The organism is Mannheimia kashgarensis, assembly GCF_041807705.1.
In the GTDB taxonomy this organism is placed as follows: domain Bacteria; phylum Pseudomonadota; class Gammaproteobacteria; order Enterobacterales; family Pasteurellaceae; genus Mannheimia.
This window is the reverse complement of the sequence record NZ_JBGTYY010000029.1, coordinates 1-14,634: the sequence shown is the minus strand read 5'-3', so window position 1 is coordinate 14,634 and position 14,634 is coordinate 1. Positions and strand designations below refer to the sequence as shown.

Below are 14,634 nucleotides of genomic sequence, written 5' to 3'. Positions count from 1 at the left end.
TTTTATTCATTAACTAAAAGGTAAACACCAATGCCACGTTCCCTCAAGAAAGGTCCTTTCCTTGACCTACACTTGTTGAAGAAGGTAGAGAAGGCGGTGGAAAGCGGGGATAAAAAACCAATTAAAACTTGGTCCCGTCGTTCAATGATCATTCCATCAATGATTGGTTTGACCATCGCAGTCCATAATGGTCGTCAGCACGTTCCTGTTTATGTTTCCGATGAAATGATCGGTCATAAATTAGGTGAATTTGCCCCGACTCGTACATACCGCGGTCATGCCGCAGATAAGAAAGCTAAGAAATAAGAGGTAAAAGATGGAAACTATTGCTAAACATCGTTACGCTCGTACTTCTGCCCAAAAAGCTCGCTTAGTTGCTGACTTAATCCGTGGTAAAAAAGTTGCGCAAGCATTAGAAATCTTAACTTTCACTAACAAAAAAGCAGCTGCTTTAGTTAAGAAAGTATTAGAGTCAGCTATTGCAAACGCAGAGCACAATGACGGTGCAGATGTCGATGATCTTAAAGTTGCTAAAATCTTCGTTGATGAAGGTCCAAGCATGAAACGTGTAATGCCACGTGCAAAAGGTCGTGCAGATCGTATTTTAAAACGTACAAGCCACATTACTGTGGTTGTGTCAGATCGTTAATTAAGTAGGAGAATAACAAATGGGTCAGAAAGTACATCCTAATGGTATTCGCCTTGGTATTGTTAAGCCTTGGAACTCTACTTGGTTCGCGAATACACAAGATTTCGCTGATAATTTAGACGGCGATTTCAAAGTACGTAAATTTTTAAATAAAGAGTTAGCGAATGCTTCTGTATCACGCATCACTATTGAGCGTCCTTCAAAAAGTATTCGTGTAACTATTCACACAGCTCGCCCTGGTATCGTTATTGGTAAAAAAGGCGAAGATGTTGAAAAATTACGCAACGCAGTTGCTAAAATTGCTGGTGTTCCGGCTCAAATCAACATTGCTGAAGTGAAAAAACCAGAGCTAGATGCTAAATTAGTAGCAGATAGCATCGCTTCTCAACTTGAGCGTCGTGTAATGTTCCGCCGCGCAATGAAAAAAGCGGTACAAAACGCGATGAAATTAGGTGCTAAAGGTATCAAAGTTGAAGTTAGCGGTCGTTTAGGTGGTGCAGAAATTGCTCGCTCAGAATGGTATCGTGAAGGTCGTGTACCGCTACATACACTTCGTGCAGACATCGATTATAGCACAGCTGAAGCTCACACAACTTACGGCGTAATCGGCGTTAAAGTGTGGATCTTCAAAGGTGAAATTCTTGGTGGAATGGCTGCAGTGATTGAATCTGAAAAAGAACCAGCGGCACAGCCTAAAAAGGCGCCACGTGGCAAAGGTCGTAAATAAGGAGATCACTGAATGTTACAACCAAAACGCACAAAATTCCGTAAAGTACACAAAGGTCGTAACCGTGGTATCGCGGGCGGCACAGAAGTGAGCTTCGGTTCATTCGGTTTAAAAGCGGTTGGCCGTGGTCGTTTAACAGCACGTCAAATTGAAGCTGCTCGTCGTGCGATGAGTCGTGCGGTAAAACGTCAAGGTAAAATCTGGATCCGTGTTTTCCCAGACAAACCAATCACTGAAAAACCATTAGAAGTCCGTATGGGTAAAGGTAAAGGTAACGTTGAGTACTGGGTAGCCCTAATCCAACCGGGTAAAGTATTATATGAAATGGATGGTGTTTCTGAAGAAGTTGCACGCAATGCGTTTGCTTTAGCAGCAGCTAAACTTCCGTTCAAAACCACATTTGTAACTAAAACGGTGATGTAATGAAAGCTCAAGAACTACGTAACAAAAGTGTTGAAGAGCTGAATGGCGAATTAGTAAACCTTTTAGGTGAGCAATTCAAACTGCGTATGCAGGCAGCCACCGGTCAGCTTCAACAAACCCACCAGTTAAAACAAGTGCGTCGTAGTATTGCACAAGTTAAAACTGTATTAACCGAAAAGGCGGGTGAATAATGACTGATAAAATTCGTACAGTACAAGGTAAAGTGGTTAGCGACAAAATGGATAAATCATTTGTAGTTGCTATCGAACGTACAGTTAAACATCCTTTATATGGTAAGTTTATCCGTCGTACTACTAAACTTCACGTACACGATGAAAACAACGAAGCTAAATTAGGTGATGTTGTTGAAATTAAGGAATGTCGTCCTGTTTCAAAAACTAAATCTTGGACTTTAGTTCGTGTAGTTGAAAAAGCAGTTATCGCTTAATTAACTATAAAGTAATAAAACCTCAGCAATTTGCTGGGGTTTTTCATTTTATAATAATTGTAGCTAAGGCGAGGCGATACAATACAAGCGGTTAAATTTTCTTAATTTTTTGCAAATTTTCTCTGTTTTTTGACCACTTGTTAAAAACTAATGAGTAGAGAAATACTTCACGAAAAATAGATCATTGAAATCAAGAATAATCCTTAAAAATTACTTGATTAATTTCTTTATTTTTAGTATATTTTGCACCCTGTTTATGTTCTGTAAACAGGTTCGTCCCGAAAGGGTGTTTTTTTATTTTAACGGAGCACTAATATGATCCAAGAACAGACTATGCTGGATGTTGCTGATAACTCAGGGGCTCGTAGCGTAATGTGTATCAAGGTTCTAGGTGGATCGCACCGTCGTTACGCTGCTATCGGAGATATCATCAAAGTTACTGTGAAAGAAGCAATTCCACGCGGTAAAGTTAAAAAAGGTGATGTGTTAAAAGCAGTTGTTGTGCGCACCAAGAAGGGTGTTCGTCGCCCAGATGGCGCAGTTATTCGTTTCGATGGCAATGCTTGTGTAATTTTAAACAATAACACAGAGCAACCAATCGGTACTCGTATTTTTGGACCGGTGACTCGTGAACTTCGTTCTGAGAAGTTTATGAAAATCATCTCTTTAGCTCCAGAAGTACTATAAGGAGAATGTAATGGCTGCAAAAATCCGTCAAAACGATGAAGTAATTGTTCTTACAGGTAAAGATAAGGGCAAACGTGGTAAGGTAACTAAAGTGTTACCAAATGGTAAAGTTTTTGTTGAGGGTATCAACATCGTAACTAAACATGAAAAACCAGTTCCAGCATTAGGTAAAGCTGGTGGTTTAGTGAAAAAAGAAGCGGCAATTGATGCTTCAAATGTTGCAATTTTCAACCCTGAAACGAACAAAGCTGACCGTGTAGGATTTAGAATTGAAGATGGTAAAAAAGTACGTTTCTTCAAATCTAACGAGAAATTAATTTAATTAACTGGAGTAATGTGATGGCGAAACTGCATGATTACTACAGAGATACAGTAGTTAATGAATTAAAAGAGAAATTCAACTACTCATCTGTCATGCAAGTCCCACGAATCGAAAAGATTACCCTGAATATGGGTGTGGGTGAAGCATTGACCGACAAAAAACTGTTAGATAACGCAGTAGCAGATCTAGCAGCAATCAGCGGTCAAAAACCATTAGTAACCAAAGCTCGCAAATCTGTTGCAGGCTTTAAAATCCGTCAAGGGTATCCAATCGGTTGCAAAGTAACCCTACGTGGTGAACGTATGTGGGAATTCTTTGAAAGATTGATTACTATCGCTGTTCCACGTATCCGTGACTTCCGCGGTTTAAACGCTAAGTCATTTGATGGTCGTGGTAATTACAGTATGGGTGTTCGTGAACAAATCATTTTCCCTGAAATCGACTACGATAAAGTAGATCGTGTACGTGGTTTAGATATTACTATTACTACAACAGCGAAAAGCGATGAAGAAGGCCAAGCTTTATTAGCTGCTTTCAATTTCCCATTCCGTAAATAAGGTAGGTTATCGTGGCAAAACAATCAATGATCGCACGTGATGTGAAACGTGCTAAATTAGCTGATAAATTCTACGCAAAACGTCAAGAGTTAAAAGCGATTATTTCAAATGAAAACTCTTCTGATGAAGAACGTTGGGATGCAGTGTTAAAGTTACAAACTTTACCACGTGATTCAAACCCAATCCGTCAGCGTAATCGTTGCCGTCAAACTGGTCGTCCACATGGTGTACTTCGTAAGTTTGGTTTAAGCCGTATTAAAGTCCGTGAAGCTGCTATGCGTGGCGAAATTCCGGGTCTTAAGAAGGCAAGCTGGTAATAACCTCTTTTAATTTGGAATCATGGGAGTAAATACATGAGCATGCAAGATCCAATCGCAGATATGCTGACCCGTATTCGTAACGGTCAAGCTGCGAATAAAGTTGCAATCAGTATGCCTTCATCTAAGTTAAAAGTTGCTATCGCAAATGTTTTAGCTGAAGAAGGTTATATCGAAAGCGTTAAAGTTGTTGAAGGTGCAAAACCTGAACTGGAAATTACTTTGAAATATTTCCAAAACAAACCAGTTGTAGAAAGTATTCAACGTGTGAGCCGTCCTGGTCTTCGTATTTACAAACGTAAAGATGAATTACCAAAAGTTATGGGTGGTTTAGGTATTGCAGTTGTTTCTACATCTAAAGGTGTAATGACCGACCGTGCAGCTCGCCAAGCTGGCTTAGGCGGCGAAATTATCTGTTACGTAGCATAATGGAGGGGTAGGAAGAATGTCTCGTGTTGCAAAAGCACCTGTTAATATTCCTGCCGGTGTTGAGGTAAAACTTAACGGTCAGCTATTAACAGTTAAAGGTAAAAACGGCGAGTTATCTCGTGAAATTCACAATGCAGTTGAAGTAAAACAAGAAGCTGATGCATTAACTTTCGCTCCACGCGAAGGTGTTGCTAATGCAGATGCTCAAGCAGGTACAGCTCGTGCACTAGTAAATAATATGGTGATCGGCGTTACTGAAGGCTTTACTAAGAAATTGCAATTATTGGGTGTTGGTTATAGAGCACAAATGAAAGGTAACTCTGTTGCTTTAAGTTTAGGTTTCTCTCACCCAGTAGAACACGCGTTGCCAGCAGGCGTAACTGGTGAATGTCCATCACAAACAGAAATTATTCTGAAAAGTGCTGACAAACAGTTAATTGGTCAAGTGGCAGCAGATATTCGTGCATATCGCAAACCTGAGCCTTATAAAGGTAAAGGTGTACGTTACTCTGATGAAGTAGTACGTACTAAAGAAGCGAAGAAAAAGTAAAGTAAGGTAACACTATGGATAAGAAAGTAGCTCGTATCCGTCGTGCAAGCCGTGCACGTCATTTAATGAGAGAGCAAGGTGCAACACGTTTAGTTGTGCATCGCACACCTCGCCATATTTACGCGCAGGTAATTGCACCTAATGGCTCAGAAGTACTAGCAGCAGCTTCAACTGTTGAGAAAGTAATTAAAGAGCAAGTTAAATATACCGGCAATAAAGATGCGGCAGCAGTAGTAGGTAAAATCGTTGCTGAGCGTGCTATTGCCAAAGGTATTCAAGCGGTTGCGTTTGATCGTTCTGGTTTCAAATACCACGGTCGTGTGCAATCATTAGCAGATGCTGCTCGTGAAGCTGGTCTACAGTTCTAATAGAGGAATTTGAGATGTCAAACATCGAAAAACAAGCTGGTGAACTGCAGGAGAAGCTAATCGCGGTTAACCGTGTTTCAAAAACCGTAAAAGGTGGTCGTATCATGAGTTTCACTGCTTTAACAGTAGTGGGTGATGGTAATGGTCGTGTTGGTTTTGGCTACGGTAAAGCACGTGAGGTTCCAGCAGCAATCCAAAAAGCGATGGAAAAAGCTCGTCGCAATATGATTAATGTAGCTTTAAATGAAGGTACATTACAACATCCTGTTAAAGGTTCTCACACTGGTTCACGCGTATTTATGCAACCAGCAAGTGAAGGTACGGGTATCATTGCAGGTGGTGCAATGCGTGCAGTATTAGAAGTTGCAGGTGTTCGTAACGTTCTTTCTAAAGCGTATGGTTCAACCAACCCAATTAATGTTGTACGTGCGACAATTGATGCACTTGAAAACATGAAATCACCTGAGATGGTTGCTGCAAAACGTGGCAAAGCAGTTGAAGAAATTTTGGGGTAATTGGATATGGCAAAAATTAAAGTAACTCAAACTCGTAGCTCTATTGCTCGGTTACCGAAACATAAAGCAACGTTAAAAGGCTTAGGTCTTCGTCATATTCGTCATACTGTAGAACTTGAAGATACACCAGCAGTGCGTGGTATGATCAATCAAGTATCTTATATGGTTAAAGTAGAGGAGTAATAGAATGCGTTTAAATTCTCTTTCTCCAGCTGAAGGTGCTAAGCACAGTGGAAAACGTTTAGGTCGCGGTATTGGTTCTGGTTTAGGTAAAACAGGTGGTCGTGGTCATAAAGGTCAAAAATCTCGTTCAGGCGGACGTGTTCGTCGTGGTTTCGAGGGGGGTCAAATGCCTTTATATCGTCGTTTACCAAAATTTGGTTTTACATCATTAAAATCATTCCATGTAGCTGAAATTCGTTTAAATGACTTAGCTAAAGTAGATGGTAACGAAGTAACTTTAGAAGCATTAAAAGCAGCTAATATTATTACTAAAGATATTTTATCAGCTAAAGTAATTTTAGCAGGTGAAATTGATAAAGCAGTGGTAATTAAAGGCTTACGTGTAACTAAAGGTGCTAAAGCTGCTATCGAAGCTGCTGGCGGTTCTATCGAGGAATAATAGATGGCAAAGCAACCAGGGTACCAAGGTAGTACACAAAAAGGGACTGGCGAGCTTAAATCAAGGTTGTTATTTGTTTTAGGTGCGTTAATCGTTTTCCGAATCGGTTCTTTTATACCTGTTCCTGGCATTGATGCTTCTGTATTATCCGAATTAATTCGACAACAGCAAGGCACCATCATTGATATGTTCAATATGTTCTCTGGTGGTGCTTTAAGCCGTGCATCTATATTTGCACTAGGTATTATGCCTTATATTTCAGCGTCAATTATTATTCAATTATTGACAGCGATTCATCCACCTTTAGCTGAATTAAAAAAAGAAGGTGAGGCAGGTCGTAGAAAAATTAGTAAATATACACGTTACGGCACATTACTATTAGCATTTATTCAGTCTATTGGTATTTCATTAGCCCTACCGAATATGGTACAAGGATTAGTTCCTAATCCAAGTATCTTATTTTATGTAACTTCTGTAATCAGCTTAGTGACGGGAACAATGTTCCTGATGTGGCTAGGTGAACAAATCACTGAACGTGGTATCGGGAACGGTATCTCATTGATTATCTTTGCAGGTATTGTTGCGGATCTTCCAGCAACTATTGGGCAAACAATTGAACAAGCTCGCCAAGGTGAGTTGTCATTTATTGTATTACTATTAGTCGCAATAATTGCGTTTGCAGTAACTTATTTTGTTGTTTTTGTTGAACGCGGACAAAGAAGAATTGTTGTGAATTATGCAAGTCGTCAACAAGGTAGAATGATGGCTCCTGCAAGATCTTCACACTTACCGTTAAAAGTTAATATGGCAGGTGTAATACCAGCAATTTTTGCTTCAAGTATTATTTTATTCCCTGCGAGTATTACTCAGTGGTTTGGTCAAAGTGAAGGTTTTGAATGGTTATTTAATCTTTCGCAACTATTACAGCCAGGACAACCATTGTATATTGTCCTATTTACAATGGCAGTAATTTTCTTTGCATTCTTCTATACGGGAATGCAGTATAATCCTCGTGATACAGCGGATAATCTTAAGAAATCAGGTGCGTTTGTACCAGGTTATCGACCAGGCGAACAAACATCACGCTATATTGATAAAGTAATGACACGTTTAACCTTAATTGGTGCGTTATATATTGCTTTTGTTTGTTTGGTTCCTTATATCATTACGTCATTATGGAAAGTTCCATTCCAATTAGGTGGAACATCTTTATTAATCGTAGTGGTTGTTATTATGGATTTCATCGCACAGGTTCAGAGTCATTTGATGTCTCAACAATATGATTCTGTGTTGAAGAAAGCTAATTTAAAAGGCTTAAATTAATAAGCCCTTAATAAAGGATAAGCAATGAAAGTTCGTGCTTCAGTTAAAAGAATGTGCCGTAATTGTAAAGTAATCAAACGTGAAGGTGTGGTTCGTGTAATTTGTAGCGACCCTAAACACAAACAACGTCAAGGTTAATTTTACGCATATTTCTTGCAAAGAACCCGCTGAGCAGTTATACTGCTCAGCTCATTCGTCCTGATATACTGTTTGAGTATCCTGAAACGGGCTTTTCAAGATCAGTATATCAATAAACTTAAATAATAGGAGTGCATAGTGGCCCGTATTGCAGGCATTAACATTCCTGATCAAAAACACACTGTAATCGCATTAACTGCAATTTACGGTATCGGTAAAACTCGTGCTAAAGCTATTTGTGCTGCAACGGGTATTGCTGAAGATGTAAAGATCAGAGAATTGTCTGAAGAGCAGATTGAAAAACTGCGTGAAGAAGTTGGTAAATTTACTGTCGAAGGTGATTTACGTCGTGAAGTAACTTTAAGCATCAAACGTCTTTTAGACTTAGGTTGCTACCGTGGTTTACGTCATCGTCGTAGTTTACCAGTACGTGGTCAACGTACTAAGACTAATGCGCGTACCCGTAAAGGTCCACGCAAACCGATCAAAAAATAGTCGGAGTAGATAAATAATGGCTAAAACACCAGTTCGCGCACGTAAGCGCGTTAAAAAACAGATTGCAGATGGCGTAGCTCATATCCACGCATCTTTCAATAACACAATCGTTACTATTACTGACCGTCAAGGTAATGCTCTTGCTTGGGCTACTGCTGGTGGTTCAGGTTTCCGTGGTTCTCGTAAATCAACTCCATTTGCTGCTCAAGTTGCTGCAGAGCGTTGTGCAGAAATGGTTAAAGAGTTTGGTTTAAAGAATTTGGAAGTTATGGTTAAAGGTCCGGGTCCAGGTCGTGAATCAACAATCCGTGCATTAAATGCAGCAGGTTTCCGTATCACGAACATTACAGATGTGACTCCGATTCCACATAACGGTTGTCGTCCACCGAAAAAACGTCGTGTTTAATTGACGTTAAAAGAATTGGAGAAAGAAAATGGCAAGATATTTGGGTCCTAAGCTCAAGCTAAGCCGTCGTGAAGGTACTGATTTATTCTTAAAATCAGGCGTTCGTGCGATTGAATCAAAATGTAGAAATAGACTTGATGTAGCTCCTGGTCAGCACGGTGCTCGCAAGCCACGTTTATCTGACTACGGTAGTCAGTTACGTGAAAAACAAAAAGTTCGCCGTATCTATGGTATCTTAGAGCGTCAATTCCGTAACTATTATACTGAAGCAAACCGCTTAAAAGGTAATACCGGTGAAAACTTATTAGTATTATTAGAAGGTCGTTTAGATAACGTAGTTTACCGTATGGGTTTTGCTGCAACTCGTGCTGAAGCACGTCAGCTTGTTAGCCACAAATCAATCGTAGTAAACGGTCGTGTAGTAAACATTCCTTCATTCCAAGTTTCTGTTGATGATGTTGTTGCTGTTCGTGAAAAATCGAAAAAACAAGCACGTATTAAAGCATCATTAGAATTAGCGACTCAACGTGAAAAACCAACTTGGTTAGAAGTTGATGCGACTAAAATGGAAGGCGTATTTAAACGTCGTCCAGAGCGTTCAGATCTATCAGCAGATATTAATGAACATCTGATTGTTGAGCTTTACTCTAAATAATAGTTAGCTTAACCGCAAAGAGAGGAAAAAATGCAGGGTTCTGTGACAGAATTTTTAAAGCCGCACTTAGTGAATATTGAACAAATTAGTTCAACTCGCGCTAAAGTGACATTAGAGCCGTTAGAACGTGGTTTTGGCCATACATTAGGCAACGCACTTCGCCGCATTTTACTTTCATCTATGCCGGGTTGTGCAGTTACTGAAGTTGAAATTGATGGTGTATTACACGAATACAGCAGCAAAGAAGGCGTTCAGGAAGATATTCTTGAGGTATTATTAAACCTTAAAGGTCTAGCGGTAAAAGTGCAAAATAAAGATGATATTATTTTGACACTCAATAAATCTGGAATTGGCCCTGTAACTGCAGCCGACATCACACACGATGGCGATGTAGAAATCGTAAACCCAGATCACATTATCTGTCATTTAACAGATAAGAATGCATCAATCAGTATGCGTATTCGTGTACAACGTGGTCGTGGTTATGTGCCTGCATCAGCACGTCTTCATACTCAAAACGATGACCGTCCTATCGGTCGTTTATTGGTAGATGCACGTTACTCACCAGTAGATCGCATTGCTTACAATGTTGAAGCTGCTCGTGTTGAACAACGTACAGACTTAGATAAACTCGTGATTGAGATGGAAACTAATGGTACATTAGATCCTGAAGAGGCTATCCGTCGTGCTGCAACGATTTTAGCAGAGCAACTTGCTGCATTCGTTGATTTGCGTGATGTTCGTCAACCTGAAGTGAAAGAAGAAAAACCGGAATTTGATCCGATTCTTCTTCGTCCGGTAGATGACTTAGAGCTGACAGTTCGTTCTGCTAACTGTTTGAAAGCAGAGACAATTCACTATATCGGTGATTTAGTACAACGTACTGAAGTTGAACTTCTTAAAACCCCTAACTTGGGTAAAAAATCTCTTACAGAGATTAAAGATGTTCTTGCTTCTCGTGGCTTATCACTCGGTATGCGCCTTGAAAACTGGCCGCCTGCAAGTATTGCAGAAGACTAGTTTCGGTATAGATTTTCTAAGAAGGAATAGGTTATGCGCCATCGTAAGAGTGGACGTCAATTAAACCGTAACAGCAGCCATCGCCAAGCGATGTTCCGTAATATGGCAAGTTCTCTTGTTGAGCACGAAATCATCAAGACAACTTTACCAAAAGCAAAAGAGTTACGTCGTGTAGTTGAGCCGTTAATTACTTTAGCTAAAGCAGACAGCGTTGCAAACCGCCGTTTAGCTTTTGCCCGTACACGCAACGTTGATACAGTTGCTAAATTATTCAATGAATTAGGTCCACGTTTTGCAAATCGTGCTGGTGGTTACACCCGCATCTTAAAATGTGGTTTCCGTGCAGGCGATAACGCACCAATGGCATACATTGAGTTAGTAGATCGCCCGGAAGTTGCAACTGAAGCAGCTGCGGAATAATCTGATTAAGTTTGAACCTAAAACCCCGATGCTATATCGGGGTTTTGTTTTTTGCAAAAAATTCTAAAAAAATGACCGCTTGTTTTAAATTTTTCGTAAGAGTATACTCTTACCCATACTGTGCTTGACGCACAGTATGGGTATAAATAATTCTGCCCGGACTAGGTAAGTATATGAAAATAAATAGCGAGTATCGGTTATGTTATCTCTAAATAGAAATCTATTTGATTTTAGTAAAAAGAAGAAAATTATTTTATTTGCCTTTTTTCTTATCTTGATATTAGTAGTTAGAATGTGTTCTTCATCAGCAGATGAAAAAAAGACTTTTGTTGAATTAGATGCAAAGTATGACTTTATTAATGATAGTACCTGTGAAGTTATAACTTATCAGAATGGTTCACTAACGGATAAAGAATTCGATAATATCTATCATTTATATTTACCAAAAGATATTAAGATAAACGAAACTGTAAAAATACCCTTTGAGAAAATTAAAAAATTTTCTGAAATTAATTTAGATGATAAAGAAGTTCTCTATTCTAGTGAGGTTTGGCATAGTTATATTGAAAATAGTAACTTCTCTGAATTAGAAAAAGCAGCATTTTTGCGTAATAAGAAATTACCTGCCGAATTTGTCAATCTTGTCGAATTCTCTAAGGAATATATGAATAAATTATATAATATAGATAAACTCACTTTTTATAATTGGATAAGGAATGCTCATTATGATCCTATAAATGAACGGTTAGTCTTAAGCTTATCTGACCTTGATTTTAAAATTGAAAATTTTACATATGGTAAACTTCCTGCTATTGAGCATCGTTATATCGGGATTGATATCCCCTTTAATGAAATGAAAAAAATTACAGAGAACCCAAGTGAGGTTCAGGTTGCGATTAACTTACAGCTTCAGCAAAGTGAAAAAGGCTCTGCTGAGTCTAGAACTGTGTATGAAATTAAAACAATTTCTTCTCAAATTAAGGTATTTGCCGAGCATATGAGAGAAGGTAAGTATAGTTTTGTTTTAGAACCGAATTGTGGAAAATATAAACGCTATGGAATAATTGGAGAAGATGATAAAAGATATGTACCTATATCGAAAGGCGAACTTGGAACACTTAAAGTGAAAAATCCACGAGTATGCCATACTAGCCATGTCGATGATAAAAAGTGTAAAGATTTAACTATCTCTAATTCATTCTGACTAAAAGCACCTGTTACTTGCAGGTGCTTTTCTTTATGCTTGAATTTTCGCAAAAAATCTGTATAATTTGACCGCTTGTTTTCCCTCTTGGGAGCAAGTTCGTTACCCTCACCTCGAACGAGGGTTTATTTTTTACTATCAACATTTAGAGGAAAGGTTATGGTAACCATTCGTTTAACTCGTGGCGGAGCTAAAAAACGCCCATTTTACCAAATCGTGGTAGCGGACAGCCGTTCACCTCGTGATGGTCGCTTTATCGAGCGTATCGGTTTCTTCAACCCATTAGCATCTGGTCAAGCTGAGCGTTTACGCTTAGACGTGGCTAAAGTTGATGCGTGGATTGCTAAAGGTGCTGATTTATCAGACCGTGTTGCTTCTTTAGTTAAAGAAGCTCGCAAAGCAGCTTAATTTATAAGCCAAAATTAAATAAGTAGGTGAGTATGAGCGAACAAAAAATTGAAGTTGTCGGTAAATTAGGTTCAACCTATGGTATCCGTGGCTGGTTACGCCTCTATTCATCAACAGAACAATCTGAAAGCATTTTCGACTATCAGCCGTGGTTTTTAAAAATTAAAGGCAACTGGCAGCCAGTCGAATTAGAAAGTTGGCGTTATCACAGCAACGATTTGATTGTGAAGTTAAAAGGTACGGAAGACCGTGAAGCCGCACAGTTATTAACGAATGCCGAAATCGGTGTAGATTTATCTGTATTTCCTGAATTGGAAGAAGGGGATTACTATTGGCACGATTTAATCGGCTGTACAGTAGTAAACTTGGAAGGCTACACAATGGGAACTGTAACCGAAATGATGGAAACAGGTTCAAATGATGTATTAGTGGTGCGTGCAAACAGCAAAGATGCTTTTGGTAAACAAGAACGATTAATTCCGTTTTTGTACGAACAAGTAGTTAAAAGAGTAGATCTCGCCACCAAAGCCATAACGGTGGAGTGGGACGCTGGTTTCTAACCTCAGGTATGCGGTGAGCTTTGGAAAACATTTGAGGCGTTAAGATGTGGATTGGTATTATTTCACTGTTTCCTGAAATGTTTAAAGCAATTACCGATTTCGGGGTGACAGGACGTGCAGTTAAGCAAAATCTATTGCAAATCGAATGTTGGAATCCACGTGATTTCACATTAGATAAACATAAAACGGTTGATGATCGTCCTTATGGCGGTGGGCCGGGAATGTTAATGATGGTGCAGCCGTTGCGTGATGCGATTCACGCAGCAAAAAAGGCAGCATCAGCAGTAGATGGTGGTGAAGCTAAAGTGATTTATCTTTCACCGCAAGGACGTAAACTCGATCAAACAGGCGTGCAAACGCTGGCTTCAAATCAGAAATTGATTTTAATCTGTGGACGATATGAAGGGGTTGATGAGAGATTGATTCAAACCGAAGTTGATGAAGAATGGTCAATCGGAGATTATGTTCTAACAGGGGGGGAACTGCCTGCAATGACATTAATTGATGCTATTGCAAGATTTGTTCCGGGCGTATTGGGTAAGCAGGCTTCAGCGTTAGAAGATTCTTTCGCAGAAGGATTACTAGATTGCCCACACTATACCCGCCCTGAAGTATTAGACGGTATGCCTGTTCCGGAAGTGCTGATGTCTGGACACCATGAACAAATTCGCAAATGGCGATTAGAGCAATCGCTTGAACGAACGTGGTTAAGACGCCCTGAGCTATTGGATAGCCTAGCTCTGACTGACGAACAACGCGTGTTGTTAGCTAAAATTAAAAAACAACACAAAATCAGTTAATTCTAGGATTTAGAAGGTTTTCAAAATGAGTAACATCATCAAACAACTTGAACAAGAACAGTTAAAACAAGACTTACCTAGCTTCCGTCCAGGTGACACATTAGAAGTTAAGGTATGGGTAGTAGAAGGTAGTAAAAAACGTTTGCAAGCGTTCGAAGGCGTGGTTATTGCAATTCGTAACCGTGGCTTGCACTCTGCATTCACTCTACGTAAAATTTCAAACGGCGTAGGCGTTGAGCGTACATTCCAAACTCACTCACCAGTAATCGACACCATTTCTGTTAAACGTAAAGGTGCGGTACGTAAAGCTAAACTTTACTACTTACGTGAGCGTTCTGGTAAATCTGCACGTATCAAAGAGCGTCTTGGCGACTAATTGCTACAAAGCAGTGAAATGCACAAAAGCCTTGAGGAAACTCAAGGCTTTTGTTTTACTGTAGAAGATCAAACCTAATCTGACAGCCCCCCGTTTAAAATGATGCGTCTGTCAGATTAATTTGAGCCTAAATTCTTTTCTGCCCAAATACGTTTTCCATCAAGTAATGTTTCCATTGGTGTTCTACCACAGCACATTTTGCCTTGATGGGTGCG

Annotated in this window: 28 protein-coding genes; all 28 read left to right on the top strand. The window is 39.5% G+C overall.

Annotation, left to right across the window (positions count from 1 at the left end):
- Positions 1 to 30 precede the first annotated feature (30 nt).
- The 28 genes from rpsS to rplS all read left to right on the top strand — a co-directional run bounded on the left by rpsS (position 31) and on the right by rplS (position 14,419).
- Positions 31 to 306, top strand: coding sequence for a 30S ribosomal protein S19 (rpsS, locus tag ACERCF_RS10370; RefSeq protein WP_005539416.1), 276 nt, complete (start codon positions 31 to 33; stop codon positions 304 to 306).
- A 10-nt stretch (positions 307 to 316) separates the two neighbouring features.
- Entirely contained in the window at positions 317 to 649 is a 333-nt protein-coding gene (gene rplV, locus ACERCF_RS10365; protein ID WP_005599292.1) for a 50S ribosomal protein L22, read from the top strand.
- A 19-nt stretch (positions 650 to 668) separates the two neighbouring features.
- Positions 669 to 1,376 carry a 30S ribosomal protein S3 gene (gene rpsC, locus ACERCF_RS10360; RefSeq protein ID WP_373611697.1) on the top strand — a complete coding sequence of 236 codons (708 nt, stop codon included), beginning with the start codon at positions 669 to 671 and terminating at the stop codon, positions 1,374 to 1,376.
- A 12-nt stretch (positions 1,377 to 1,388) separates the two neighbouring features.
- A complete protein-coding gene (rplP, locus tag ACERCF_RS10355) occupies positions 1,389 to 1,799 on the top strand; it encodes a 50S ribosomal protein L16 (RefSeq protein ID WP_025218237.1) in 411 nt (136 codons plus the stop codon).
- On the top strand, positions 1,799 to 1,990 hold the full coding sequence (rpmC, locus tag ACERCF_RS10350; protein ID WP_005711179.1) for a 50S ribosomal protein L29: 192 nt from the start codon (positions 1,799 to 1,801) through the stop codon (positions 1,988 to 1,990). The genes rplP and rpmC overlap by 1 nt, the downstream gene beginning before the upstream one ends.
- Complete coding sequence (rpsQ, locus tag ACERCF_RS10345) at positions 1,990 to 2,247, top strand: 30S ribosomal protein S17 (RefSeq protein WP_273749422.1); 258 nt, start codon at positions 1,990 to 1,992, stop codon at positions 2,245 to 2,247. The genes rpmC and rpsQ overlap by 1 nt, the downstream gene beginning before the upstream one ends.
- A gap of 315 nt (positions 2,248 to 2,562) precedes the next feature.
- Positions 2,563 to 2,934 (top strand): 50S ribosomal protein L14, encoded by a 372-nt coding sequence (rplN, locus tag ACERCF_RS10340; RefSeq protein WP_005711998.1) that lies wholly within the window; start codon positions 2,563 to 2,565, stop codon positions 2,932 to 2,934.
- Between the two features lie 10 nt (positions 2,935 to 2,944).
- A complete protein-coding gene (gene rplX / locus ACERCF_RS10335; protein ID WP_283386706.1) occupies positions 2,945 to 3,256 on the top strand; it encodes a 50S ribosomal protein L24 in 312 nt (103 codons plus the stop codon).
- Between the two features lie 17 nt (positions 3,257 to 3,273).
- Positions 3,274 to 3,813, top strand: a complete 540-nt coding sequence (gene rplE, locus ACERCF_RS10330; protein WP_025236914.1) for a 50S ribosomal protein L5 — start codon at positions 3,274 to 3,276, stop codon at positions 3,811 to 3,813.
- Positions 3,814 to 3,824: 11 nt separating this feature from the next.
- The gene (gene rpsN, locus ACERCF_RS10325; protein ID WP_373611699.1) at positions 3,825 to 4,130 is read left to right on the top strand and encodes a 30S ribosomal protein S14; all 306 of its coding nucleotides are present in this window, start codon (positions 3,825 to 3,827) and stop codon (positions 4,128 to 4,130) included.
- Positions 4,131 to 4,166: 36 nt separating this feature from the next.
- Positions 4,167 to 4,559 carry a 30S ribosomal protein S8 gene (rpsH, locus tag ACERCF_RS10320; protein ID WP_025216416.1) on the top strand — a complete coding sequence of 131 codons (393 nt, stop codon included), beginning with the start codon at positions 4,167 to 4,169 and terminating at the stop codon, positions 4,557 to 4,559.
- Between the two features lie 16 nt (positions 4,560 to 4,575).
- The gene (gene rplF, locus ACERCF_RS10315; protein WP_373611700.1) at positions 4,576 to 5,109 is read left to right on the top strand and encodes a 50S ribosomal protein L6; all 534 of its coding nucleotides are present in this window, start codon (positions 4,576 to 4,578) and stop codon (positions 5,107 to 5,109) included.
- A 14-nt stretch (positions 5,110 to 5,123) separates the two neighbouring features.
- Positions 5,124 to 5,477, top strand: coding sequence for a 50S ribosomal protein L18 (rplR, locus tag ACERCF_RS10310; RefSeq protein WP_373611701.1), 354 nt, complete (start codon positions 5,124 to 5,126; stop codon positions 5,475 to 5,477).
- Between the two features lie 14 nt (positions 5,478 to 5,491).
- Positions 5,492 to 5,992: a 30S ribosomal protein S5 gene (gene rpsE / locus ACERCF_RS10305; protein ID WP_373625523.1), complete on the top strand. Its 501-nt coding sequence runs from the start codon at positions 5,492 to 5,494 to the stop codon at positions 5,990 to 5,992.
- A gap of 6 nt (positions 5,993 to 5,998) precedes the next feature.
- Positions 5,999 to 6,175, top strand: coding sequence for a 50S ribosomal protein L30 (gene rpmD, locus ACERCF_RS10300; protein WP_006250021.1), 177 nt, complete (start codon positions 5,999 to 6,001; stop codon positions 6,173 to 6,175).
- A gap of 4 nt (positions 6,176 to 6,179) precedes the next feature.
- Positions 6,180 to 6,614, top strand: a complete 435-nt coding sequence (rplO, locus tag ACERCF_RS10295) for a 50S ribosomal protein L15 (RefSeq protein WP_025236911.1) — start codon at positions 6,180 to 6,182, stop codon at positions 6,612 to 6,614.
- A gap of 3 nt (positions 6,615 to 6,617) precedes the next feature.
- Positions 6,618 to 7,937: a preprotein translocase subunit SecY gene (gene secY / locus ACERCF_RS10290; protein WP_373611702.1), complete on the top strand. Its 1,320-nt coding sequence runs from the start codon at positions 6,618 to 6,620 to the stop codon at positions 7,935 to 7,937.
- 24 nt (positions 7,938 to 7,961) lie between these two features.
- Positions 7,962 to 8,075: a 50S ribosomal protein L36 gene (gene rpmJ / locus ACERCF_RS10285; protein ID WP_006250018.1), complete on the top strand. Its 114-nt coding sequence runs from the start codon at positions 7,962 to 7,964 to the stop codon at positions 8,073 to 8,075.
- Between the two features lie 138 nt (positions 8,076 to 8,213).
- A complete protein-coding gene (gene rpsM / locus ACERCF_RS10280) occupies positions 8,214 to 8,570 on the top strand; it encodes a 30S ribosomal protein S13 (RefSeq protein ID WP_005599322.1) in 357 nt (118 codons plus the stop codon).
- A 16-nt stretch (positions 8,571 to 8,586) separates the two neighbouring features.
- Positions 8,587 to 8,976, top strand: coding sequence for a 30S ribosomal protein S11 (rpsK, locus tag ACERCF_RS10275; RefSeq protein WP_005705959.1), 390 nt, complete (start codon positions 8,587 to 8,589; stop codon positions 8,974 to 8,976).
- A gap of 28 nt (positions 8,977 to 9,004) precedes the next feature.
- Positions 9,005 to 9,631, top strand: coding sequence for a 30S ribosomal protein S4 (gene rpsD, locus ACERCF_RS10270; RefSeq protein WP_006250017.1), 627 nt, complete (start codon positions 9,005 to 9,007; stop codon positions 9,629 to 9,631).
- A gap of 30 nt (positions 9,632 to 9,661) precedes the next feature.
- Positions 9,662 to 10,651 (top strand): DNA-directed RNA polymerase subunit alpha, encoded by a 990-nt coding sequence (locus tag ACERCF_RS10265; protein WP_373625522.1) that lies wholly within the window; start codon positions 9,662 to 9,664, stop codon positions 10,649 to 10,651.
- A 33-nt stretch (positions 10,652 to 10,684) separates the two neighbouring features.
- The gene (gene rplQ, locus ACERCF_RS10260) at positions 10,685 to 11,071 is read left to right on the top strand and encodes a 50S ribosomal protein L17 (protein WP_025216422.1); all 387 of its coding nucleotides are present in this window, start codon (positions 10,685 to 10,687) and stop codon (positions 11,069 to 11,071) included.
- Between the two features lie 199 nt (positions 11,072 to 11,270).
- Positions 11,271 to 12,275 carry a hypothetical protein gene (locus tag ACERCF_RS10255; RefSeq protein ID WP_373625521.1) on the top strand — a complete coding sequence of 335 codons (1,005 nt, stop codon included), beginning with the start codon at positions 11,271 to 11,273 and terminating at the stop codon, positions 12,273 to 12,275.
- 159 nt (positions 12,276 to 12,434) lie between these two features.
- Positions 12,435 to 12,683 carry a 30S ribosomal protein S16 gene (rpsP, locus tag ACERCF_RS10250; RefSeq protein WP_373611705.1) on the top strand — a complete coding sequence of 83 codons (249 nt, stop codon included), beginning with the start codon at positions 12,435 to 12,437 and terminating at the stop codon, positions 12,681 to 12,683.
- A 32-nt stretch (positions 12,684 to 12,715) separates the two neighbouring features.
- Complete coding sequence (rimM, locus tag ACERCF_RS10245) at positions 12,716 to 13,243, top strand: ribosome maturation factor RimM (RefSeq protein WP_006251488.1); 528 nt, start codon at positions 12,716 to 12,718, stop codon at positions 13,241 to 13,243.
- 44 nt (positions 13,244 to 13,287) lie between these two features.
- On the top strand, positions 13,288 to 14,043 hold the full coding sequence (gene trmD / locus ACERCF_RS10240; protein ID WP_373625520.1) for a tRNA (guanosine(37)-N1)-methyltransferase TrmD: 756 nt from the start codon (positions 13,288 to 13,290) through the stop codon (positions 14,041 to 14,043).
- 25 nt (positions 14,044 to 14,068) lie between these two features.
- On the top strand, positions 14,069 to 14,419 hold the full coding sequence (rplS, locus tag ACERCF_RS10235) for a 50S ribosomal protein L19 (RefSeq protein ID WP_373625519.1): 351 nt from the start codon (positions 14,069 to 14,071) through the stop codon (positions 14,417 to 14,419).
- Positions 14,420 to 14,634 lie beyond the last annotated feature (215 nt).